The sequence below is a fragment of the Streptomyces sp. NPDC006435 genome (assembly GCF_040612315.1).
Taxonomy (GTDB): Bacteria; Actinomycetota; Actinomycetes; order Streptomycetales; family Streptomycetaceae; genus Streptomyces.
On the sequence record NZ_JBEXPY010000003.1, the window covers coordinates 290,520 to 311,229 of the forward strand.

Annotated in this window: 20 protein-coding genes and 1 riboswitch; of the genes, 9 read left to right on the forward strand and 11 right to left on the reverse strand. The window is 72.1% G+C overall.

The window, feature by feature from the left end; all coding sequences use genetic code 11:
* The first annotated feature begins 270 nt into the window (after positions 1 to 270).
* The 4 genes from ABZZ04_RS05565 to ABZZ04_RS05580 all read left to right on the forward strand — a co-directional run bounded on the left by ABZZ04_RS05565 (position 271) and on the right by ABZZ04_RS05580 (position 6,120).
* Complete coding sequence (locus ABZZ04_RS05565; protein ID WP_356930883.1) at positions 271 to 525, forward strand: DUF3311 domain-containing protein; 255 nt, start codon at positions 271 to 273, stop codon at positions 523 to 525.
* Positions 522 to 2,156: a monocarboxylate uptake permease MctP gene (gene mctP, locus ABZZ04_RS05570; RefSeq protein WP_356930884.1), complete on the forward strand. Its 1,635-nt coding sequence runs from the start codon at positions 522 to 524 to the stop codon at positions 2,154 to 2,156. Before ABZZ04_RS05565 ends, mctP begins: the two co-directional genes overlap by 4 nt.
* Positions 2,157 to 2,421: 265 nt before the next feature.
* A riboswitch (cobalamin riboswitch) is annotated at positions 2,422 to 2,552 on the forward strand.
* 140 nt (positions 2,553 to 2,692) lie between these two features.
* Entirely contained in the window at positions 2,693 to 5,104 is a 2,412-nt protein-coding gene (locus tag ABZZ04_RS05575) for a ribonucleoside-diphosphate reductase subunit alpha (RefSeq protein ID WP_356930885.1), read from the forward strand.
* Positions 5,101 to 6,120, forward strand: a complete 1,020-nt coding sequence (locus ABZZ04_RS05580; protein WP_356930886.1) for a ribonucleotide-diphosphate reductase subunit beta — start codon at positions 5,101 to 5,103, stop codon at positions 6,118 to 6,120. Before ABZZ04_RS05575 ends, ABZZ04_RS05580 begins: the two co-directional genes overlap by 4 nt.
* Before the next feature lie 20 nt (positions 6,121 to 6,140).
* Here the strand turns inward: ABZZ04_RS05580 and ABZZ04_RS05585 are convergent, their stop codons facing one another.
* Positions 6,141 to 6,353, reverse strand: a complete 213-nt coding sequence (locus ABZZ04_RS05585; RefSeq protein ID WP_356930887.1) for a hypothetical protein — start codon at positions 6,351 to 6,353, stop codon at positions 6,141 to 6,143.
* An 81-nt stretch (positions 6,354 to 6,434) separates the two neighbouring features.
* On the opposite strand from ABZZ04_RS05585, the gene ABZZ04_RS05590 reads away from it, so the two are divergent.
* Positions 6,435 to 7,409 carry a helix-turn-helix domain-containing protein gene (locus ABZZ04_RS05590; protein ID WP_356930888.1) on the forward strand — a complete coding sequence of 325 codons (975 nt, stop codon included), beginning with the start codon at positions 6,435 to 6,437 and terminating at the stop codon, positions 7,407 to 7,409.
* Between the two features lie 102 nt (positions 7,410 to 7,511).
* On the opposite strand, the gene ABZZ04_RS05595 is transcribed toward ABZZ04_RS05590, so the two are convergent.
* From ABZZ04_RS05595 to ABZZ04_RS05635, 9 genes are all read right to left on the reverse strand, one after another.
* Positions 7,512 to 8,249 carry a D-Ala-D-Ala carboxypeptidase family metallohydrolase gene (locus ABZZ04_RS05595; RefSeq protein ID WP_356930889.1) on the reverse strand — a complete coding sequence of 246 codons (738 nt, stop codon included), beginning with the start codon at positions 8,247 to 8,249 and terminating at the stop codon, positions 7,512 to 7,514.
* Positions 8,250 to 8,424: 175 nt separating this feature from the next.
* On the reverse strand, positions 8,425 to 9,063 hold the full coding sequence (gene def / locus ABZZ04_RS05600) for a peptide deformylase (protein ID WP_148839121.1): 639 nt from the start codon (positions 9,061 to 9,063) through the stop codon (positions 8,425 to 8,427).
* Between the two features lie 124 nt (positions 9,064 to 9,187).
* Positions 9,188 to 10,180, reverse strand: a complete 993-nt coding sequence (locus tag ABZZ04_RS05605) for a hypothetical protein (protein WP_351835196.1) — start codon at positions 10,178 to 10,180, stop codon at positions 9,188 to 9,190.
* Between the two features lie 91 nt (positions 10,181 to 10,271).
* The gene (locus ABZZ04_RS05610) at positions 10,272 to 11,537 is read right to left on the reverse strand and encodes an HD domain-containing protein (RefSeq protein WP_356930890.1); all 1,266 of its coding nucleotides are present in this window, start codon (positions 11,535 to 11,537) and stop codon (positions 10,272 to 10,274) included.
* Positions 11,534 to 13,123, reverse strand: a complete 1,590-nt coding sequence (locus ABZZ04_RS05615) for an HD domain-containing phosphohydrolase (protein ID WP_356930891.1) — start codon at positions 13,121 to 13,123, stop codon at positions 11,534 to 11,536. Before ABZZ04_RS05615 ends, ABZZ04_RS05610 begins: the two co-directional genes overlap by 4 nt.
* A 279-nt stretch (positions 13,124 to 13,402) precedes the next feature.
* On the reverse strand, positions 13,403 to 13,723 hold the full coding sequence (gene rsrA / locus ABZZ04_RS05620) for a mycothiol system anti-sigma-R factor (protein WP_356930892.1): 321 nt from the start codon (positions 13,721 to 13,723) through the stop codon (positions 13,403 to 13,405).
* Positions 13,720 to 14,376 carry a sigma-70 family RNA polymerase sigma factor gene (locus ABZZ04_RS05625; protein WP_187438842.1) on the reverse strand — a complete coding sequence of 219 codons (657 nt, stop codon included), beginning with the start codon at positions 14,374 to 14,376 and terminating at the stop codon, positions 13,720 to 13,722. Before ABZZ04_RS05625 ends, rsrA begins: the two co-directional genes overlap by 4 nt.
* A 330-nt stretch (positions 14,377 to 14,706) precedes the next feature.
* Entirely contained in the window at positions 14,707 to 15,408 is a 702-nt protein-coding gene (locus tag ABZZ04_RS05630; RefSeq protein WP_356930893.1) for an alpha/beta family hydrolase, read from the reverse strand.
* A gap of 37 nt (positions 15,409 to 15,445) precedes the next feature.
* Positions 15,446 to 16,261, reverse strand: a complete 816-nt coding sequence (locus ABZZ04_RS05635) for an SOS response-associated peptidase (protein WP_356930894.1) — start codon at positions 16,259 to 16,261, stop codon at positions 15,446 to 15,448.
* 65 nt (positions 16,262 to 16,326) lie between these two features.
* Between ABZZ04_RS05635 and ABZZ04_RS05640 the strand changes: the two genes are divergently transcribed.
* From ABZZ04_RS05640 to ABZZ04_RS05655, 4 genes are all read left to right on the forward strand, one after another.
* Complete coding sequence (locus ABZZ04_RS05640) at positions 16,327 to 17,040, forward strand: M50 family metallopeptidase (RefSeq protein ID WP_356930895.1); 714 nt, start codon at positions 16,327 to 16,329, stop codon at positions 17,038 to 17,040.
* A 132-nt stretch (positions 17,041 to 17,172) separates the two neighbouring features.
* Positions 17,173 to 18,513 (forward strand): 3-phosphoshikimate 1-carboxyvinyltransferase, encoded by a 1,341-nt coding sequence (aroA, locus tag ABZZ04_RS05645; RefSeq protein ID WP_356930896.1) that lies wholly within the window; start codon positions 17,173 to 17,175, stop codon positions 18,511 to 18,513.
* 3 nt (positions 18,514 to 18,516) lie between these two features.
* Complete coding sequence (gene rsgA, locus ABZZ04_RS05650; RefSeq protein WP_356930897.1) at positions 18,517 to 19,533, forward strand: ribosome small subunit-dependent GTPase A; 1,017 nt, start codon at positions 18,517 to 18,519, stop codon at positions 19,531 to 19,533.
* Positions 19,534 to 19,665: 132 nt separating this feature from the next.
* Positions 19,666 to 19,989 (forward strand): multidrug efflux SMR transporter, encoded by a 324-nt coding sequence (locus ABZZ04_RS05655; protein WP_148839111.1) that lies wholly within the window; start codon positions 19,666 to 19,668, stop codon positions 19,987 to 19,989.
* 34 nt (positions 19,990 to 20,023) lie between these two features.
* On the opposite strand, the gene ABZZ04_RS05660 is transcribed toward ABZZ04_RS05655, so the two are convergent.
* Positions 20,024 to 20,659 carry a TetR/AcrR family transcriptional regulator gene (locus ABZZ04_RS05660; protein ID WP_356930898.1) on the reverse strand — a complete coding sequence of 212 codons (636 nt, stop codon included), beginning with the start codon at positions 20,657 to 20,659 and terminating at the stop codon, positions 20,024 to 20,026.
* Between the last annotated feature and the right edge of the window lie 51 nt (positions 20,660 to 20,710).

The following is a 20,710-nucleotide window of genomic DNA, read 5'->3' on the forward strand; positions in this document are numbered from 1 at the left end:
CGGTGGACCCAGGGGGCGGATTTCGGCCACTGACCTGGCACCACCACCCCTCAAAACTCCCGCGGAACCCATCGTTCCGCGGGGGTTTTCCGTGTGCCGCCCACCCCCTTGGTACGGACCAGAACCGCACGTGCGACCGCTCGTCGCACGTATCCGCCCACTCGACGCACCGTTGCCGGACCGCAATGCGGACGGGGGGTGACGCTGACCGGAAGCTCGCTTAGATTCCCTGCTCATCCGAGGTAACCAGCGAGGGGACGGAGCCGCCTCATGCCCGCAGAGCCCGAAGAGAAACCGCCCACCGTCACACCCGTGCGCGTGGTCGTCGCCCTCTGTCTCGTCGCCCCGTTCGTGGCGATGCTCTGGGTGAGTTCCTACGCGAAGGTGGACCCCACCTTCATCGGCATCCCGTTCTTCTACTGGTACCAGATGCTCTGGGTGCTGATCTCCACCGCACTCACGATGGTCGCGTACAAGCTGTGGCAGCGTGACCAGCGCGCCCGCAAGGGGGGTGCTTCCTCGTGAAGGACGGTGTGAACGGCGTCGCGCTCGGCGTCTTCATCTTCTTCTTCGTGGCCGTCACGGTCATGGGGTTCATGGCGGCCCGCTGGCGCAAAGCGGAGAACGAGGCCAGCCTCGACGAGTGGGGCCTGGGCGGACGGTCCTTCGGCACCTGGGTCACCTGGTTCCTGCTCGGCGGCGACCTGTACACCGCGTACACCTTCGTCGCCGTTCCCGCGGCGATCTACGCGGCGGGCGCGGCCGGCTTCTTCGCCGTGCCGTACACGATCCTCGTGTACCCGCTGATCTTCACCTTCCTGCCCCGGCTGTGGTCGGTCTCGCACAAGCACGGGTACGTCACCACCTCGGACTTCGTGCGCGGACGGTTCGGTTCGAAGGGCCTGTCCCTGGCGGTCGCCCTCACCGGCATCCTCGCCACGATGCCGTACATCGCGCTCCAGCTCGTCGGCATCCAGGCGGTGCTGGACGTGATGGGCGTGGGCGGCGGCGAGAACACCCACTGGTTCATCAAGGACCTGCCGCTGCTGATCGCGTTCGCGGTGCTCGCCGCGTACACCTACTCGTCCGGGCTGCGGGCCCCCGCGCTGATCGCGTTCGTCAAGGACGGGCTGATCTACCTGGTCATCGCGGTGGCGATCATCTACATCCCGATCAAGCTGGGCGGCTTCGACGACATCTTCGCCAAGGCGGGCGAGGCGTTCTCGCAGACCAACCCGGCCACCGACAAGCCTCGCGGCGCGCTCGCACCGGGCGAGGCGGGCCACTGGGGATACGCCACCCTGGCACTGGGCTCGGCGCTGGCGCTCTTCATGTACCCGCACTCGATCACGGCGACGCTCTCCAGCCGCAGCCGTGACGTGATCCGGCGCAACACCACGATCCTCCCGCTGTACTCGCTGATGCTGGGCCTGCTGGCGCTGCTCGGCTTCATGGCGATCGCCGCCGGGATCAAGGTGGACAACGGGCAGTTGGCCATTCCGCAGCTGTTCGAGAACATGTTCCCGGACTGGTTCGCGGGCGTCGCGTTCGCCGCCATCGGCATCGGTGCCCTGGTGCCCGCCGCGATCATGTCGATCGCCGCGGCCAACCTCTTCACCCGCAACATCTACAAGGACTTCCTGAAGCCGGACGCGACCCCGGAGCAGGAGACCAAGGTCTCCAAGCTGGTCTCGCTGCTCGTCAAGGTCGGCGCGCTCGCCTTCGTCCTCACGATGGACAAGACGGTCGCGATCAACTTCCAGTTGCTCGGCGGGATCTGGATCCTCCAGACGATGCCCGCCCTGGTCGGCGGCCTGTTCACCCGCTGGTTCCACCGCTGGGCGCTGCTCGCGGGCTGGGCGGTCGGCATGGTGTACGGGACGGTGGCCGCGTACGGGGTCGCCTCGCCGACGCAGAAGCACTTCGGCGGCTCGTCCGCGGAGATCCCCGGCATCGGCGAGATCGGCTACATCGGTCTCACCGCGTTCGTGCTGAACGTGGTGGTCGTGGTGGTGCTCACCTTCGTCCTGAACGCCATGAAGGCGCCCGCCGGGATCGACGAGACCTCGCCGTCCGACTACACGGCCGACGCGGGCGACCCGGGTGTCGCCGCCGAGCTCCCGCCGGCCACGGCGGGTGCGCCCGGCGGCCACTGACGCCGACCCGCACGAGCGGAACGGGACGCCCCGCACAGGGGACGCCCCGTTCCGGCACGGGGGACGACTCGCCCCGGCACCGGGAACGGCCCGTCCCCCGAGGAACGGCCGCTTCCCGGGTGACGGCCCGTCCCCGCCCCCTTCGGGAAGGGGGCGGGGACGGGCCGTCCGCCGTTTCCGGAAGGCCCGCAGGGCACTTCCCGCCGGTCCGACCCGAGTCGGCCGACACAACATCTGGGGGCTGCTTCATCGGGCGGCCCCCACATGTATGCTCATCCTCGCTGTCGCCGCAGGGGAATCCGGTGCGAATCCGGAACTGTCCCGCAACGGTGTGCTCAGTGCGCATTCGCGCACTCCGAACAAGTCCGAGGACCTGCCGGCAGCGCGTCCGGTTCGACCGATCCGGGCGCCAGACGTCCGGGCCTCGCGGTTGGGCCGGCGGACGCCGTGCGGAGCGCTGTCCCGTCCCGGGTGCGCGCCCGCCCGGCCGCCCCCGTTCCCCCGCCGGCCCCGAGCCGAGCGAGGGAGAGCACCACGTGACCATCGCGCCAGCCGATCCGGCTTCGGTCGCCGCGTCCACGGCCGCCGATTCCGGGGCAGCCGCACACGACGGACCGGGGGCCGCGCTGCTGCGGACCCTGACCGACCTCACCGCCGATCTGCCCGACACCGACCCCGGGCGCGTCGCCGCCGCCGCGCTGCGCGGCCGCAGCGCACGGGCGGACGAGGCCGAGCTGTGTTCGCTGGCCACCGAGGCCGCCGCCGGGCTGATCTCCGAGGACCCGGCCTACTCCCGGCTCGCCGCCCGGCTCCTGACCCGCGCCATCGCGGACGAGGCCGCCGGACAGGGCGCCGTCTCCTTCTCCGCCTCGGTCGCCGTCGGGCACCGCGAGGGCCTGATCGCGGACCGCACGGCCGACTTCGTCGCCCGCAACGCGGACGCCCTCGACGCTCTGGTGGAGCGTGCGCTCGCCGACGGCGCCGACGACCGCTTCGGCTACTTCGGGCTGCGGACCCTGCACAGCCGCTACCTGCTGCGCCACCCGCACACCCGTCAGGTCGTCGAGACGCCGCAGCACTTCATGCTCCGGGTCGCGTCCGGGCTCGCCGAGGACGACTCCCCGCGCGCCGTGGACGAGGTCGCGGCGCTGTACGGACTGATGAGCCGGCTCGACTACCTGCCCTCCTCGCCGACCCTCTTCAACTCCGGTACCCGGCACCCGCAGATGTCCTCCTGCTACCTGCTGGACTCCCCGCTCGACGAGCTGGACTCGATCTACGACCGCTACCACCAGGTGGCCCGGCTCTCCAAGCACGCCGGCGGCATCGGTCTGCCGTACTCCCGCATCCGCTCCCGGGGTTCGCTGATCCGCGGCACCAACGGACACTCCAACGGCATCGTGCCGTTCCTGAAGACGCTCGACGCCTCCGTCGCCGCGGTCAACCAGGGCGGCCGGCGCAAGGGCGCCGCCGCGGTCTACCTGGAGACCTGGCACGCGGACATCGAGGAGTTCCTGGAGCTGCGGGACAACACGGGCGAGGACCAGCGGCGCACGCACAACCTCAACCTGGCGCACTGGATCCCGGACGAGTTCATGCGCCGGGTCGAGGCGGACGGCCGCTGGTCGCTGTTCTCGCCCGCCGACGTGCCCGAGCTGGTGGACCTGTGGGGCGAGGAGTTCGACGCCGCGTACCGGGCCGCGGAGGCGAAGGGGCTGGCCCGCAAGTCGATGCCCGCCCGTGAGCTGTACGGCCGGATGATGCGCACCCTCGCCCAGACCGGTCAGGGCTGGATGACGTTCAAGGACGCCGCCAACCGGACCGCCAACCAGACCGCGGAGCCGGGCCGCGTCGTCCACTCGTCGAACCTGTGCACGGAGATCCTGGAGGTCACCGACGACGGCGAGACCGCCGTCTGCAACCTGGGCTCGGTCAACCTCGGCGCGTTCGTCGTCGACGGCGCCATCGACTGGGAGCGGCTGGACGCCACCGTCCGCACCGCGGTGACCTTCCTGGACCGGGTCGTCGACATCAACTTCTACCCGACCGAGCAGGCCGCCCGCTCCAACGCCCGGTGGCGCCCGGTCGGCCTGGGCGCCATGGGCCTCCAGGACGTCTTCTTCCAGCTGCGGCTGCCGTTCGACTCCGCCGAGGCCCGCGCGCTCTCCACGATGATCTCCGAGCGGATCATGCTCGCCGCGTACGAGGCGTCCTGCGAGCTGGCCGAGCGGTCGGGTCCGCTGCCCGCCTGGGAGCAGACCCGCGCCGCGCGCGGGGTGCTGCACCCCGACCACTACGGCGTCGAGCCGAACTGGCCGGAGCGCTGGGACGCGCTGCGCGCCCGCGTCGCACGGACCGGGATGCGCAACTCGCTGCTGCTGGCCATCGCGCCGACGGCGACGATCGCCTCGATCGCGGGCGTGTACGAGTGCATCGAGCCGCAGGTCTCCAACCTCTTCAAGCGCGAGACGCTCAGCGGGGAGTTCCTCCAGGTCAACGCGTACCTGGTGGAGGACCTGAAGCGGCTGGGGGTGTGGGACGCGCGCACCCGGGAGGCGCTGCGCGAGGCGAGCGGCTCGGTGCAGGGCTTCGCCTGGATCCCCGAGGAGGTGCGGGCGCTGTACCGCACGGCGTGGGAGATCCCGCAGCGCGGCCTGATCGACATGGCGGCGGCCCGTACCCCGTTCCTCGACCAGAGCCAGTCGCTGAACCTCTTCATGGAGACGCCGACGATCGGCAAGCTCTCCTCGATGTACGCGTACGCCTGGAAGCAGGGGCTGAAGACGACGTACTACCTGCGCTCGCGCCCGGCGACCCGGATCGCCCGCGCGGCGTCCGGCACCGCGTCGGCCGCCGCCCCCGTTCCCGTACAGCAGGCTTCGGCGCCCGACGCGGACGCGATCGCCTGCTCCCTGGAAAACCCCGAGTCCTGCGAGGCCTGCCAGTGACGACCACCAGCGAAGCGAAGAACCTGCTCGACCCGGGCTTCGAACTGACCCTGCGCCCCATGCGCTACCCGGACTTCTACGAGCGCTACCGGGACGCGATCAAGAACACCTGGACGGTGGAGGAGGTCGACCTGCACTCCGACGTGGCCGACCTCGCCAAGCTGTCGCCGGGCGAGCAGCACCTGATCGGCCGGCTCGTCGCGTTCTTCGCCACGGGCGACTCGATCGTCTCCAACAACCTCGTGCTGACGCTGTACAAGCACATCAACTCCCCCGAGGCGCGGCTGTACCTGTCGCGGCAGCTCTTCGAGGAGGCCGTGCACGTCCAGTTCTATCTGACGCTGCTGGACACCTACCTGCCCGATCCGGACGACCGGGCGGCGGCGTTCGACGCGGTCGAGGAGATCCCCTCGATCCGGGAGAAGGCGCAGTTCTGCTTCAGGTGGATGGACTCGGTCGAGAAGATCGAGCGCCTGGAGACGAAGGCCGACCGCCGCCGCTTCCTGCTGAACCTGATCTGCTTCGCCGCGTGCATCGAGGGGCTGTTCTTCTACGGCGCGTTCGCGTACGTCTACTGGTTCCGTTCGCGGGGGCTGCTGCACGGTCTCGCCACGGGCACCAACTGGGTGTTCCGGGACGAGACGATGCACATGAACTTCGCGTTCGAGGTCGTGGACACCGTCCGCAAGGAGGAGCCGGACCTCTTCGACGACGAGCTGCGGCAGCAGGTCACGGACATGCTCAGGGAGGCCGTCGAGGCGGAGCTGCAGTTCGGCCGCGACCTGTGCGGTGACGGCCTGCCCGGCATGAACACCGAGTCGATGCGGCAGTACCTGGAGTGCGTCGCCGACCAGCGGCTCACCCGGCTGGGCTTCCCGGCGGTCTACGGCTCCGAGAACCCGTTCTCGTTCATGGAGCTGCAGGGCGTGCAGGAGCTGACGAACTTCTTCGAGCGCCGCCCGTCCGCGTACCAGGTGGCGGTGGAGGGCTCGGTCGCCTTCGACGACGACTTCTAGGCCTCCGTCCTCCAGGTCCTCTAGACCCTGGCCCAGCTTCTGACGTACGGGCGCCGCGCGGTCCTGACGGGCTGCGCGGCGCCTGCCGTTTCCGGCGGTCCGTCGCTCCGTGCCCGTTGTGCGGCGCGCAGTTCGCGGTCGATGCGGCGCTCCCGGGCGAGCCCGGCCAGGGCGGGCAGCAGGACGAGAGCGACAAGTACGGTTATGCCCAGGACGTTCGGGAATGTGTTCATGCCTCTACTCTCGCCCGTGCGGACACATCGCGGCAGTGGCAGGACTGTCATGGAACGTCGAATTACTGCCACACTGACTCCATGCTGAACAATGTCGCCGCTCTGCTGCTCGACGATGTCCATCCCTTCGAACTGGGCGTGCTGTGCGAGGTGTTCGGGCTCGACCGCAGCGAGGAGGGGCTGCCGGTGCACGACTTCGCCGTGGTCTCCGCCGAGGGCCCGGTGCTCCGGACCCACGCCGGTTTCACCATCGGCACGTCGCACGGGCTCGACCGCCTGGAGGAGGCCGACCTCATCGCCGTGCCCGCCGGCGGCCGCTTCGTGGACCGGGAGTACCCCGAGGAGGTCCTCGACGCCCTGCGCCGGGCGGTGGACCGGGGCGCCCGGGTGCTGAGCGTCTGCTCCGGCGCGTACCTCCTCGGCGCGGCCGGGCTGCTGGACGGGCGCCGCTGCACCACCCACTGGCGTCACGCCGGGGAACTGGCCCGCCGCTTCCCCCGGGCCGTCGTCGAACCCGACGTGCTGTACGTGGACGAGGGCCAGATCATCACGTCGGCGGGCACGGCGGCCGGGATCGACGCCTGCCTGCACCTGGTCCGGCAGGCGTACGGCCCCCACGCCGCCAACGCGATCGCCCGCCGCATGGTGGTGCCGCCGCACCGGGACGGCGGCCAGGCGCAGTACATCGAGCGCCCGCTGCCGCGCACCTCCTGCGACACCGTCGGCGAGACGCTCGTCTGGATGGAGCGCCACCTCGACCGGGAGATGACCGTCGAGCAGCTGGCCGCCCAGGCCCACATGTCGCCGCGCACCTTCGCCCGCCGCTTCCAGCAGGAGACGGGCACCACTCCGTACCGCTGGCTGCTGCGCCAGCGGGTGCTCCTGGCGCAGCACCTGCTGGAGACGTCCGACGAGACGGTGGACACCATCGCCGGGCGCACCGGCTTCGGCACCGCAGCCGCGCTGCGCCACCAGTTCGTGCGCTCCTTGAACACCACCCCGAACGCGTACCGCCGCGCCTTCCGCGGGCCCGGCGTGGTGCCCGAGGTGGCCTGATCCGCGGGCCCGTGCACCCGCACGGCACGCGAAGGGCCCCGTGCGCCGGTCCGTGAGGAACCGGTGCACGGGGCCCTGGTGCGCAAGGGCGTGCCGGGTGTGTCAGATGCCGCAGCTGGGCGCCGACCAGTAGTGCGAGGGGCCCTGGTTCACGTGGATGTGGTCGTTGTGGCCGGGGTAGCCCGGGCCGAGGATCCCGTTGAAGCCGTGGTAGCGGGCCTGCTTGGCGATGGTGCACAGCGAGTGCGGGCCGGATCCGAGGTCGACGGCGTCCCCGTACATGTGGCGGCTGTTGGACGCCCCGCCGACCGCCGAGTTGCAGGAGACCGAGCGGAATCCGCTGGTGACCCGGATCGACTGGTCACCGAGCGCGTGCCGCAGCGCCTCCAGTTTCCACATGGAGCTGAGCGCGTTGGCTCTGGCCGTTCCGGCCGCCACCTTGCCGCCGGCCCAGGTGCTGTTGCACTTGTTGAGCTCGGGGTAGGTGAAGTGCGCCGGGGTGCAGTCGCTGTCCTGCAGCGCGTAGATCTTGGCCTGGGTGGCCGGGCCCGCGATGCCGTCGGCGGCGAGGCCGTAGGCGGCCTGGAAGCGCTTGACGGCGGCGGTGGTGGCCGGGCCGTAGGAGCCGTCGATGGCCAGCACGGAGTTGTAGCCGGGGTAGCCGGCCACCCGTATCTGGAGCTGGACGACGTCGTTGCCCGTGGCGCCGGGGCGCAGCGTGCGGGTCCAGGTGTAGCAGTCGTCGGCCTGTGCGGTGCCGGCGGTCACCACTGCCCCGCCCAAGGCGAATGCCATGGTCATGACAAGGCCGAGCAGGAGTCGTGCGGTACGTCTGAGCATGAAGGGGGGCTCCCTACCTGAAAAAGGTGTGGGCGAAAAGCCTCTCGGACGAGTCGACGCGCGTCAACTTCTCGCAAAAAATGGCAACTATCTGCCAGGGCCGGTCCGGGAACCCGACGGGCCCGGTCCACCCCGCAGGGTGGACCGGGCCCGTCGGCAACAAGCTGACGCCGGATCAGTCGTTCGGCACGACCTCGTAGCGCGGGGTGTTCTCCGCCATCTGCCGCAGCGCGTCCTTGCGGTCCCGCTTGGAGAGGCGGTCGATGTACAGGTAGCCGTACAGGTGGTCCGTCTCGTGCTGGAGGCAGCGGGCGAAGTAGCCGCTGCCACGGACCTTGATCGGGTTGCCCTCGGCGTCCTGTCCGCGGACCACCGCGTAGTCCGGACGGGCCAGCGAGGCGTACGCCGTCGGGACGGAGAGGCAGCCCTCGTTGGAGTCGTCCAGGACCCGGTCCTCGGGCGCCAGCTCCTCCAGCACCGGGTTGCAGACGACGCCCACGTGCCGCACGCCGTCGTCGTCCGGGCAGTCGTAGACGAAGACCTTGAGGTCGACGCCGATCTGGTTGGCGGCCAGGCCCACGCCCTCCGCCGTCCGCTGGCTGGCGAACATGTCGTCGATCAGCCCGGCCAGCTCGTCGCCGAACTCGGTGACGTCCTTGCACTCCTTGTGGAGCACCGGGTTGCCCACGACCGTGATCGGGCGGGAGGTGCCACGCTCGCGGTAGGCGGCCTCGCGCGCCTCACAGTCCTCGGTGTCCACGACGAATCCCTCGTCGTCGACGTTGATCTGCTCGTCCGTGTCCTGTTGCGCCATGTCCGCCGTATGCCTTCCTCAAAACCTCGGGACCCGGGCAGTCCGGGGAACCGTCCGAGCACCACGACCGGTGCGCGTACAGCCTAACGGCCCCACCCATGGCGAGGAGCGGATCGGCGAGCGGTCAGCAGACCTCTTCGAGGTCCCGCCACTCGCGGCTGTCCGGGCTGTCCGCCACCCAGCCGTCCAGCAGGCCGCGCACCAGCCCGGCCGGCGCGGCTATCCCGCACTCCCGCTCCGGCACCCACAGCTCACCGGCGGTGCGGTGACCCAGCGGGCCGGGATGTCCGGGCTCGCTGTGGTCGTGCGGGTCGAGGTGCTCGCCGTCGCCCTCGTCGCTCTCCATCCGGCTCTCCGAACAGGCCCGGCAGAGCAGCCGCACGGAGGACGACCAGTCCTCGGCGGCGAACCCGGCGTCGGACGCCAGCCGCTCCAGCGCGTCCCGGTCCGCCTCGGTGGCCGCTTCGAGCAGCACCACCCAGGTGGGCACGGGGGACGGCGCCCACAGCTCGATCTCGTCGAAGACGGGGTACGAGGGCCCGGCCGCGGTGACCCGCTCGCCGTTCGGCACCCCGTCGTGCAGGACGACCTCGCCCCAGCGGCGCCCGGACGACGGCAGCGGGATGGACAGCACCTCCATCCGGGCCGGATCGAGCCTGCGGCCCCACACGACCTCGGCCTCGCCCTCCGGCGACAGCCGCACCGCGGCGCTGCCCAGCTCCATGCCGACCGGCTCGCTGTTGGCCGCCGCGGTGTGCTGGCCCGCGCCCGGCACCTTCAGGCCGTACGCCTGCCAGGCGCGGCGCGCCAGCGGCCAGTCCTGCAGCGCGGTGGCGGCGATCCCGACGTTCCACCAGTCGGGGGCGCCGGATTCCTTGTCGAGCAGCGCCACGGCCCGCAGGCCCGCCGCCCTCGCCTGTTCCCAGTCGTGCCGGAACTTGTGCAGCAGCGCCAGGTTGAACCACGACTCGGAGAGCCAGGGTTCCAGATCCGCCGCACGTGTCAGCAGCGCGCCCGCGTCCTCGTACCGGCCGTCGCCGATCAGCGTGAACGCGCGGTCCGTGGCCTGCCGCCAAGAGGCGGAGGGCCGATGCCGTACCTTCCCGAAGATCCTCACGATTCCCGCCCGTCCCGACTGGACACCCTCGTTTTCCGCTCTTCTTCGCATCCAACCATGCCGGGCCGGACGCTCGCTCATTACCCATGGGTTACCCGGGGAGAACCGGGGCCGGACCGCTCCGGGACAGGACCCGGGCCAGCGATTCCACGACTTCGGGCTGATAGTCGTGGGCGGTCCCGAGCCTGAGCTGTTCCAGTGCGCCCAGCGGCCCGATGAGACTTTCCCCGCAGAGGTCGTCGTATGCGTTGACCGTCCTGACGATCCTGGCGGACAACGGCTGCTCGCGATAGGGGTCGGCCTGTCTCTCCACCACGACGGCCACCTCGGCGTCCACCCCGGTCTGCCGGACCACGGCCCCGCCGAGCAGGGCGATGCGGCGCTGCTCGGCGGCGGGCAGGGTGGCCGTCGCCCCGTCCGGCACCGGGTCGACGAGGGAGAGCTGCCCGATGTCGTGCATCAGGGCCGCGTACTCCAGCACGGTCAGCTGGCTCCCGGAGAGTCCCAGCTCACGGCCGACGGCCCGGCAGAGCACCGCGACCCGGCGGGCGTGCCCGTGCGGGGTGTACCCGGCGATCTCGGTGGCCCTGGCGAGCGAGGCGATGGTCTGCCGGTAGGTGGTGCGCACGGCGACGAACCGGCGGAAGGAGACCTGGGTCAGCAGCAGCGGCACGCACAGCACGGGCAGCGCCCACAGTCCGGCGACGGCCACCCCGAGCGCCATCACGACACCGGTCGCGCAGACCGCCGAGCCGATGCCCATGAGGCCGCGCAGCTGGTCCCGCAGCAGCGGCGGATAGGGATGGCGGGTGCGCGAGTGCAGCAGCAGGGCCGCGAGGACGGCGTCGCACAGGGCGGTGAGCACCAGGAGCAGCAGCAGGACGAGCACGTAGTACGGGCCCTCGCCGAACCAGCTCGCGGTGCGGGCGGAGTTGTACAGCGGCTGGAAGCAGACGGCGGCGAAGGTGACGGACAGGATCCGGCGGGCCACCCGGTCGGGGCCCGGCCCGGTGCCGCGCGCCACCTGGGGCACGCAGGCGACGAGCTGCGCCGCGACGAGCACGGCGATCACCTGGAACACGCCGTGCCCGGTGGGCGCACCGCCGCTGCGGCCGAGGAGGGCGTACGCGAGCGCCCCGGCGGCACCGAGCGGCGCGGGCTCGCGCTCGGCGGGCAGGGCGCCCCAGCGGGCCAGTTCGCCGACGGTGATCAGGACGCCGAAGGCCAGGGCGTGGCCGGGGTCGTGGACGCCGTACCAGAAGGTGTGGGCCAGTCCCGCGACGGCGAACAGGGCGGCGGCGCCGCGGACGACGAGGGCGACGGGGGACGGCCGCGCCCCGGCCCGGTCCCGGCTCACCGGCGGTGGTCCGCGGGCGGCTGCGGACCGGGCGACTGCCTGCGGGCGGGCCTGCCGGTCCCGTCCCGCGGCGAGCGCGCGGGGGGCGGGCGGCCGGTCCCGTTCCCGATCGGTGGCACGGGGGGCGTCCGGTCGTGCCCGCCCTGCGGCGGGCGGGCGCACGGCACGCCGCCGCGTCCGGGGGCCGTCGCCTGCGGGGGCGGTACGCGGTCGAGTCCGGACGGCGGCCGGGGGCGGGCCGGATGGACCGCCCCGGCGTCCCCGTCGCCCGGCCGGGCGGCCGGGGGCTCGTCCGCCATGACCCCGGCCGTCACCGCCGACCAGCCGTGCCGCTCCAGTCCGCGTACCAGCGCCCGCACCATCTGCGGATCGAACTGCGTGCCCGCGCACCGCTTCAGCTCCTCCAGCGCGGCGGGCACCGGCCTCCCCCGCCGGTACGAGCGGGTCGAGGTCATCGCGTCGAACGCGTCCGCCACCGCGACGACCCGCGCGAACTCCGGGATCTCGCGCCCCCGGAGCCCGTACGGATAGCCGCTGCCGTCGAGCCGTTCGTGGTGGTGCAGGATCGCGGCCCGTGCCTCGCCGAGGAAGCCGATGCCGCGGACGATCTCGTGCCCGTACTCCGGGTGCAGCTCGATCACCTGTCGTTCCTCCGGGGTGAGCGGCCCGTCCTTGCGGAGCACCCGGGTGGGGACGCCGAGCTTGCCGACGTCGTGCAGGATGCCGGCGAACCGGAGGACCTCCAACCGGTCCTTCTCCATGCCCAGTTCGCGGGCGATGATGACGGAGGCCCGTCCGACCCGTTCGCTGTGTCCCCGGGTGTAGGTGTCCTTGATGTCGACGGCCTGCACCAGCGCCCTGATGGTGGCGCGGTGGGCGGCGTGCTCGCGGTGGTACTGGGCGAAGACCCAGCAGGAGATGTACATCGGCAGCAGGACGATGAGCGCGGACAGCGGTCCGTACGGGCCGCGCCACAGCACCGCCATCATCAGCCCGGCGAGCCCGTGCACCAGGTGCGGCCCCAGCGAGCGGGGCAGCAGCCCGCTCCAGGCGCGCCCCGGCGGCAGCCGTTCGGCCACGACCAGGATCGAGCCGTCCAGCGCGGTCAGGACGAGGCTGAAGACCAGGGCCGCGGCGCAGGCGGGCAGGATCGCGTACGGGAGGTCGGGTCCGGTGCCGGTGCCGCCGAGCGCCGCGGCGCCGCCGAGCAGTGCGTGGACGGTCGAGGCCGCCCAGACCGTGACGGCGAGCTGCGCGGCCCGCCAGACGCGCCGGGCGGCGGCGGGCGGCTGCTCCACCCGGCCGACGAGCGATCCGGGCACGGCGACGAGGGCGGCCGCGGCGGGCGGCAGCAGGAACGCGGCGGCGAGCAGCAGCGGAAAGAACGATCCGGCACTGATCGGCACGGAGCCGCCGAAGAACGGGAAGCGCCCGGGGAGTTCGCAGACCAGGTAGAGCCCGGTGAGCAGTGCGAGGGTGAACCACGGGATCCCCGCACCGGCCCGCAGGACGGGGAGCACACAGAACAGGGCGCCGACCGCGGCCACCAGGATGTATCCGCGCGCCGCCCCGCGTGTGGCTCTCACCCGCCCGGCCCGCCCCCCAACATGGTCAATGGAGGCGCCACGCTAGCGATTCGCGGGCGGACCCGAGCGGCAATGGGCCGGATTAGCACATTCGGGTGACGGGCGGGGTGACATACCGGGCCGGGACCGTCGATGCCTGCCGACCGTCGGCGCGCGTCCGGGCGGACCGGCGCGACGGGGTGGGCCCGGACACGCGCGTGGGGGCGCGCCGCGTCGTGCGCGGCGCGCCCCCACCCGTACGGAACGCGGGGAGGACCGGTCGGGGCCGATGCCCGGCCGTCACTCCTTGGCGGCGGCCGGTGCCTCGTTCTCCGCGGCCGTCACGTCCTGCTCGGGCACCACCTGGCCCGAGCGGATCAGATCGATCCGGCCCATCACCTTGGACCGCAGATCGGTCGGTACGTCGTCCTGGCCGCAGCAGCGCTTCACCAGCTTCTTCACGGCCTGCTCCAGACCGTACTTCTCCAGGCACGGGGAGCACTCCTCGAAGTGCACCTCGAACTTGGTGCAGTCACTGTCGGGCATCTCGTGGTCGAGGAACTCGTAGAGGTGGTCGAGCACCTCCGAGCAGTCCGTCTCGTGCGGCTCTCCGCAGCTCATGAGCCCGAGCCTTTCCGATCGTCCGACTCTCCGGCACCGGCCGGGACGAGCCCGCGCTCGCGGGCGTAGTCCTCCAGCATGCCGCGCAACTGGCGGCGGCCCCGGTGCAGTCGGGACATCACCGTACCGATGGGAGTCCCCATGATGTCCGCGATCTCCTTGTAGGCAAAGCCCTCTACATCGGCGAGATACACGGCGATGCGGAACTCCTCGGGGATCGCCTGCAGGGCGGACTTCACGTCCGAGTCGGGCAGGTGGTCGAGCGCCTGGGACTCCGCGGAGCGCAGACCGGTCGACATGTGCGACTCGGCGCGCGCCAGCTGCCAGTCCTCGATCTCCTCGGCGGCGCTGCGCTGGGGCTCCCGCTGCTTCTTGCGGTACGAGTTGATGAAGGTATTGGTGAGGATGCGGTACATCCACGCCTTGAGGTTGGTGCCCTCACGGAACTGGTGGAAGGAGCCGTACGCCTTGGCGTACGTCTCCTGGACCAGGTCCTCGGCGTCCGCGGGGTTGCGCGTCATGCGCAACGCGGCCGAGTACATCTGGTCGAGGTAACCGAGAGCGTCCCGCTCGAAGCGTGCGTTGCGCTCGGCAGCCGTCTCCGGTACGCGGCCGTCGTCGGTCCCTGTGTCGGTCCCAGTGACCGGACCCACCTCCTCCAACGCTGTGGCGGAGCCGAAACCGGACCCGCTCGAATCGGAGAATAGTCGACCTTGCTTCGAGACGGGCTGTCGATTCGACCCGCCCGCCGCCCTCTCGGGAGCGGTCCTGGCCGCATGCAGGACCGTCCACTCCAGGTCAGCGGCGTTCGAGCGACGCGGGCAGATGGTCGAACCCATGCGACGGACTCCCTCTCCACACATACGACGTTGATGTACCGATGACACGCACAACAGCCGCCCCCCGCCCAACATTCCCGGGGCATGCGTCACACGGGGAGCCCGGCCCCGGACGCCCTGTGGGCGGGCCTCCGGGGCCGTGCGTCACGGGGTGTCCGGGAGGGTGTGCCGGAAATCGGTGGAGAGCCATCCGGTCACGGCGGCGGTCAGGGTCCCCAGCGCCTCCTCCTGTGTCGTACCGGCCTTCTTCGGCACGGCGAAGCCGTGGTCGCCGTACGGCACCTCGGCGATCCCGTACGTCCCCGGCGTCCCCGGGGAGAATTCGGCGGGCCGCCCGAACGGGTCGTTGCCGCCCTGCACGACGAGCGTGGGCACGCCGGTGCCGAGGAGTTCGTCCTCGCGGGACTTCTCCGGCTTCCCCGGCGGGTGCAACGGGAAGGCGAGCGCGAGGACGGCGCGGGCGCCCAGCTCCGCGGCCGTCCGGCAGGCCACCCGGGCCCCGGCGCTGCGTCCGCCCGCGACGACGGGCGGCCCGGCGGCGGCGAGGGCGGGCCACACCCCCCGCCATCCGGTGTCCAGCGTCTTCGGGGCGGGCGCGAGCTTCTTCCCGGCGACCCGCCACGGCTGCTCCACCAGGGCGACGGTCACCCCGTGGGCGGGCAGCGCGGCAGCCAGCGCCCGGAGGTCACGGGCCTCGATGCCGCCGCCCGCGCCGTGGCCGAGGGCGAGCACGAACCGGGCGCCCGCCGTGCCCGTGGCGTCCGTGGCGGGGAACCAGGTGATCCTGGCCGGTCCGGCATCGGTCCCGACCGTCTCTACCGTGCGGTCCTTCTCTGTGGTGGTCACGCGTCCCATCCTCCCCCGGCGGGAGGCCGAAGGGGCGTCAGAAGAGGGTGCCCTCCTCCGGTGCGGCCAACTCCTCCAGCAGCTCGGGCCCGTTGTTGCGGACGTTGCTGACGGCCGTGGCCACCGGGTAGGCCCGCATCAGCCCGGCCGGCGGCGGCGCGAGCAGCCCCCGTACCTCCTCGGCCTCGGTGGTCGACGGGTCGAGCCAGGCGTCCCACCGGTCCGGGGTGAGCATCAGCGGCATCCGGGGGTGGATGTCGGCGAGCGTCGCCGGGCCCTCGGCGGGGGCGACGCCGAGCGGGGTGGTCTCCGCCTCCGTCGTGATCACCGAGCAGGTCACCCACCAGGCCATCGGATGGTCGTCGGGCAGGGTCCGGTCGCGCCAGAAGTCGTACAGCCCCGCCATCGCGAAGACCGACCCGTCGGCGGGCGTCACGAAGTACGGCTGCTTGCGCGGGCGCTTCTTCCTCCCCTTCTCCTCCAGCTGCCGCTCGTCCGCGCCGGTGACCCACTCGTAGTAGCCGTCGGCAGGCAGGATGCAGCGCCGGGAGGCGAAGGAGCGCCGGAAGGACGGCTTCTCGTGGACGGTCTCCGCGCGGGCGTTGATCATCCGCGCGGCGCCGTCGGGCGACTTCGACCAGGACGGCACGAGTCCCCATCTCAGGGTGCGCATCTGGCGAACCGGACGCGGGTCCGCCGCGTCCTTCACAGGACGTTCCAGTACCGCGTAGACCTCCTTGGTCGGCGCCACGTTCCAATCCGGTGCCAGGGCCTTTGCGGGCTCCCACTTCTCGACCTGGAAGATTCCGGTCAGCTCCTCGGGCCGCCGACTCGATGCATACCGTCCGCACATGAGTGCCAGACTGCCACGACCGTCACGACGACAAGACGCCGATACCGCAAGGAGCCGCCCGCGTCATGGACAGCACCGATCTGGGCAATCTGTGGGACCGCGTCACCGGCACCCAGCCCGCCCCCGAACAGTGGCTCGTGGTGGTGACCGGGACGCTCGCCCTCATCGCCGTCGTACCGAACCCGCTGTGGCGGCTGAGCCGCAACGCGATCACCATCGCGCACGAGGGCGGCCACGGGCTGATCGCACTGCTCACCGGCCGGCAGCTCACCGGCATCAGGCTGCACTCGGACACCAGCGGCCTGACCGTCAGCCGCGGCAGACCGACCGGCATCGGCATGATCCTCACCGCGGCGGCCGGTTACACCGCCCCGCCGCTGCTGGGGCTGGGCGGGGCGTGGCTGCTGGTCGACGGCAGGATCACACTGCTGCTGTGGCTGGCCACCGCGCTGCTCGTGGCGATGCTGGTGATGATCCGCAACGTGTACGGGGCGCTGGCGGTGATCCTCACCGGTTCGGTCTTCCTGCTGGTGTCCTGGCTGGCCTCGCCCGCCGTGCAGTCGCTGTTCGCGTACGCCGTGGTCTGGTTCCTGCTGCTCGGCGGCGTGCGGCCGGCCTTCGAGCTCCAGTCGAAGCGGCGGCACGGGGGCGCGCCGGACTCGGACGCGGACCAGTTGTCACGGCTGACCGACGTGCCCGCGCCGCTCTGGCTCTTCCTCTTCCACGCGGTGTCGCTCTGCTCCCTGATCGGTGGCGGTCGCTGGCTGCTCGGCATGTGAGACGGGCGGCGCCCCGGGCGCGGGACGGGTGGCGAAGGCCGGTCCCCGGAGCCCGCCACACCCGTGCGACGCCCCGGTTTCCACCGTTCCGCCCAGGATTCGGGTTCGCGGTGAGCCACTAAAGTGAGGGCCATGACCGAAAGCTCCGCGCACCCCGCCCTCTGGCCCGCCCCGCATGCGACCGGGGCCGTCGACGCGACCGTCACCGTGCCCGGGTCGAAGTCGGTCACCAACCGCGCGCTCGTCCTGGCCGCGCTCGCCGCCGAGCCCGGCTGGCTGCGCCGTCCGCTGCGTTCCCGCGACACCCTGCTGATGGCCGAGGCGCTGCGCGCGATGGGCGTCGGCATCGAGGAGACGGTCTCGTCCAGCTCCGCCGTCACGGGCGGCCCGGAGGCGTCCGGCGAGGCGTGGCGGGTCATCCCGGCCGGTCTGCACGGCCCCACCACGGTCGACGTCGGCAACGCCGGCACGGTGATGCGCTTCCTGCCGCCGGTCGCGGCCCTCGCCGACGGCCCGATCCGGTTCGACGGCGACCCGCGTTCGTACGAGCGCCCGCTGGACGGCGTGATCGACGCGCTGCGGGTGCTCGGTGCCCGGATCGACGACGAGGGGCGCGGCTCGCTGCCGATGACGGTGCACGGCAGCGGTGCGCTGGACGGCGGGCCGGTGGCGATCGACGCCTCCTCGTCCTCCCAGTTCGTCTCGGCGCTGCTGCTCTCGGCGCCCCGCTTCAACCAGGGGGTGGAGGTGCGCCACACCGGTGCCCGGCTCCCCTCCATGCCGCACATCCGGATGACCGTGGACATGCTGCGGGCGGTCGGCGCGCAGGTCGACGAGCCGGAGACCGGCGGCGAGCCGAACGTCTGGCGGGTCTCCCCCTCCGCCCTGCTCGGCCGCGACCTGACCATCGAGCCCGACCTGTCCAACGCCCAGCCGTTCCTCGCGGCCGCACTGGTCACCGGCGGCCGGGTCACCATCCCCGACTGGCCCGAGCGCACCACCCAGCCGGGCGACGCGCTGCGCGAGATCTTCACCGCGATGGGCGGCAGCTGCGAGCTGACCGAGCACGGTCTCACCTTCACCGGATCGGGCCGCATCCACGGCATCGACGTCGATCTCGGCGAGGTCGGCGAGCTGACGCCCGGCATCGCGGCGGTCGCGGCCCTCGCCGATTCGCCGTCCACCCTGAGCGGTGTCGCCCATCTGCGGCTGCACGAGACGGACCGGCTGGCCGCGCTCACCAAGGAGATCAACGAGCTCGGCGGCGACGTCACCGAGACCGCCGACGGGCTCCACATCCGGCCCCGGCCGCTGCACGGCGGTACCTTCCATACGTATGACGACCACCGGATGGCAACCGCGGGGTCGGTCATCGGCCTTGCCGTCCCCGGAGTGGAGATCGAGAACGTGGCGACAACCGCCAAGACCCTGCCGGACTTCCCGCAGATGTGGACCGGAATGCTCGGGGTCTGAGAGATGCGCCGTTACGGCAAGAACCCCGACGAGGACGACGTCCGGGTCCGCCCCAACCGCAAGGGCAACCGGCCCCGTACCCACATCCGTCCCAAGCACGAGGACGCCGAGGACGGCATGGTCATCACCGTCGACCGCGGCCGTCTCACCTGTCTCGTCGACGGCCGTACGGTCGTGGCGATGAAGGCCCGCGAGCTGGGCCGGAAGGCCGCCGTGGTGGGTGACACCGTCTCGATCGTCGGGGACCTCTCCGGCGACAAGGACACCCTCGCCCGCATCGTCCGCATCGGTGAGCGCCGCTCGGTGCTGCGCCGGACCGCGGACGACGACGATCCGTACGAGCGGGTGGTCGTCGCCAACGCCGACCAGCTGGCGATCGTCACGGCGCTGGCCGATCCGGAACCCCGGCCGCGGATGATCGACCGCTGTCTGGTCGCCGCGTACGACGGCGGGCTCTCCCCACTCCTGGTGCTCACCAAGTCGGACCTGGCCTCCCCGGACAAGCTGCTGGAGGCGTACACCCCGCTGGGCGTCCCGTTCGTCGTCACCAGCCGCGAGGAGCTGGAGAGCGGCGACGCCGCCGAGCGGGTCCGCGAACTGCTCGACGACCGGGTCACCGCCTTCGTCGGACACTCCGGCGTCGGCAAGACCACGCTGGTCAACGCCCTCGTGCCGAAGGACCGGCGGCGCACGACCGGGGTGGTCAACGCGGTCACGGGCCGCGGCCGGCACACCACCACGTCGGCGCTCGCGCTGCCGCTGTCCGGCGGCCGGGGCTGGGTGGTCGACACCCCCGGCGTGCGCTCCTTCGGGCTCAACCACATCGACCCGTCCCGGGTGATCCACGCGTTCCCGGACCTGGAGCCCGGCGCCGAGGAGTGCCCGCGCGGCTGCACCCACGACAGCCGGCAACCGGAATGCGCCCTGGACGCCTGGGTGGCGGACGGCCACGCCGACCCGGCACGGCTCGACTCGCTGCGCCGGCTGCTGTCCACCCGCGAGCGGCGCGAGGGCGACTGACCCGACGGCCCGGTCCCGGCCGGGCGACGCGTCGGTGACCGGGCCGGGCACGTTTGCGATCTGCCGCCACCGGTAAGTGCATAATCACACCGAGCCCGGCAAGGCGGTCACCGACGTGGGAGGGCACTGACGATGGCGTGGCTGCTGGTCGTGGTCGCAGGACTTCTGGAGACCGGCTTCGCCGTCTGTCTGAAACTCTCGCACGGCTTCACCCGGCTCTGGCCGACCATCGCGTTCGCCGTCTTCGCCCTCGGCAGCTTCGGTCTGCTGACGCTGTCGCTGAAGAAGCTCGACGTGGGGCCCGCCTACGCCGTGTGGACCGGCATCGGCGCGGCGGGCACCGCGATCTACGGCATGGTCTTCCTCGACGACGTGGTCTCCACCCTCAAGCTGGTCTCCATCACCCTGGTCATCCTCGGGGTGATCGGGCTCCAGCTCTCGGGCTCGGCCCACTGACCGGCACCGCGTCGGCCACCTGCGGGAACGCGGCTCAGGCGACCGGGCCGGGTGCCCCCTCCAGCACATGGCGCACCAGCGGGACCGGCCCCGTACCGGGCCGCGCCGGCACCAGCGCGTAGCTCAGGGCCAGCCTGAGCACGATCTCGCAGCGCGCGGCGAGCGCCGCCGGGTCGCACGGCGGCCGTGGCGCGGCCGGGTCCGGGCGGGAGGCCCCGAGGGCGGTCGCCGCGCGTTCCCCGGCCAGCCGGAGCAGCTCCGCGGGCGGCGGTGTCCCGGCATCGGCGCGCCGCTGGGCGGGCACCGTCGAGAGCGGCGGAGGGCCACAGCGCACGGGGCGGGGTGTCCGCTCGTTCCAGCAACCCGTCAACACCCCTCTGACCAGGGCGTTCGCACGTACGGCCCGGACGGTCCAGACGGCGGCGGCAGTCAGTTTCTCCGTCGCGCCACCAGCCGGGGCCAGTGCCCGTTCCACCCCGGCCAGATAGCCGTCGGCGGCGTCCCGGAGCAGGGCGCGGGCCAGGCCGTCCTTGCCGCCGAACTCGTTGTGGAGGGTCTGCCGGGAGACGCCGGCGGCGGCCGCCACGTCGACCATGCGCACCGCCGTCCAGGGCCGGGTCGCCAGTGCCGAGAGGGCGGCGTCCAGCAGTGCTTCCCGCGCTGTGGGCATCGTCGCCTCCCGCGCCGAGGGCTCCGTTCCAGCGTTGGGGCGCCCCGGAGA

Coding starts and splice junctions, on each gene's coding strand:
- rsgA (WP_356930897.1), top strand. CDS start 18,517: ATGCGCCGTTACGGCAAGAACCCCGACGAGGACGACGTCCGGGTCCGC.
- ABZZ04_RS05565 (WP_356930883.1), top strand. CDS start 271: ATGCCCGCAGAGCCCGAAGAGAAACCGCCCACCGTCACACCCGTGCGC.
- rsrA (WP_356930892.1), bottom strand. CDS start 13,723: ATGAGCTGCGGAGAGCCGCACGAGACGGACTGCTCGGAGGTGCTCGAC.
- ABZZ04_RS05590 (WP_356930888.1), top strand. CDS start 6,435: ATGCTGAACAATGTCGCCGCTCTGCTGCTCGACGATGTCCATCCCTTC.
- ABZZ04_RS05655 (WP_148839111.1), top strand. CDS start 19,666: ATGGCGTGGCTGCTGGTCGTGGTCGCAGGACTTCTGGAGACCGGCTTC.
- aroA (WP_356930896.1), top strand. CDS start 17,173: ATGACCGAAAGCTCCGCGCACCCCGCCCTCTGGCCCGCCCCGCATGCG.
- def (WP_148839121.1), bottom strand. CDS start 9,063: ATGGCGCAACAGGACACGGACGAGCAGATCAACGTCGACGACGAGGGA.
- ABZZ04_RS05585 (WP_356930887.1), bottom strand. CDS start 6,353: ATGAACACATTCCCGAACGTCCTGGGCATAACCGTACTTGTCGCTCTC.
- ABZZ04_RS05660 (WP_356930898.1), bottom strand. CDS start 20,659: ATGCCCACAGCGCGGGAAGCACTGCTGGACGCCGCCCTCTCGGCACTG.
- ABZZ04_RS05635 (WP_356930894.1), bottom strand. CDS start 16,261: ATGTGCGGACGGTATGCATCGAGTCGGCGGCCCGAGGAGCTGACCGGA.
- ABZZ04_RS05640 (WP_356930895.1), top strand. CDS start 16,327: ATGGACAGCACCGATCTGGGCAATCTGTGGGACCGCGTCACCGGCACC.
- ABZZ04_RS05595 (WP_356930889.1), bottom strand. CDS start 8,249: ATGCTCAGACGTACCGCACGACTCCTGCTCGGCCTTGTCATGACCATG.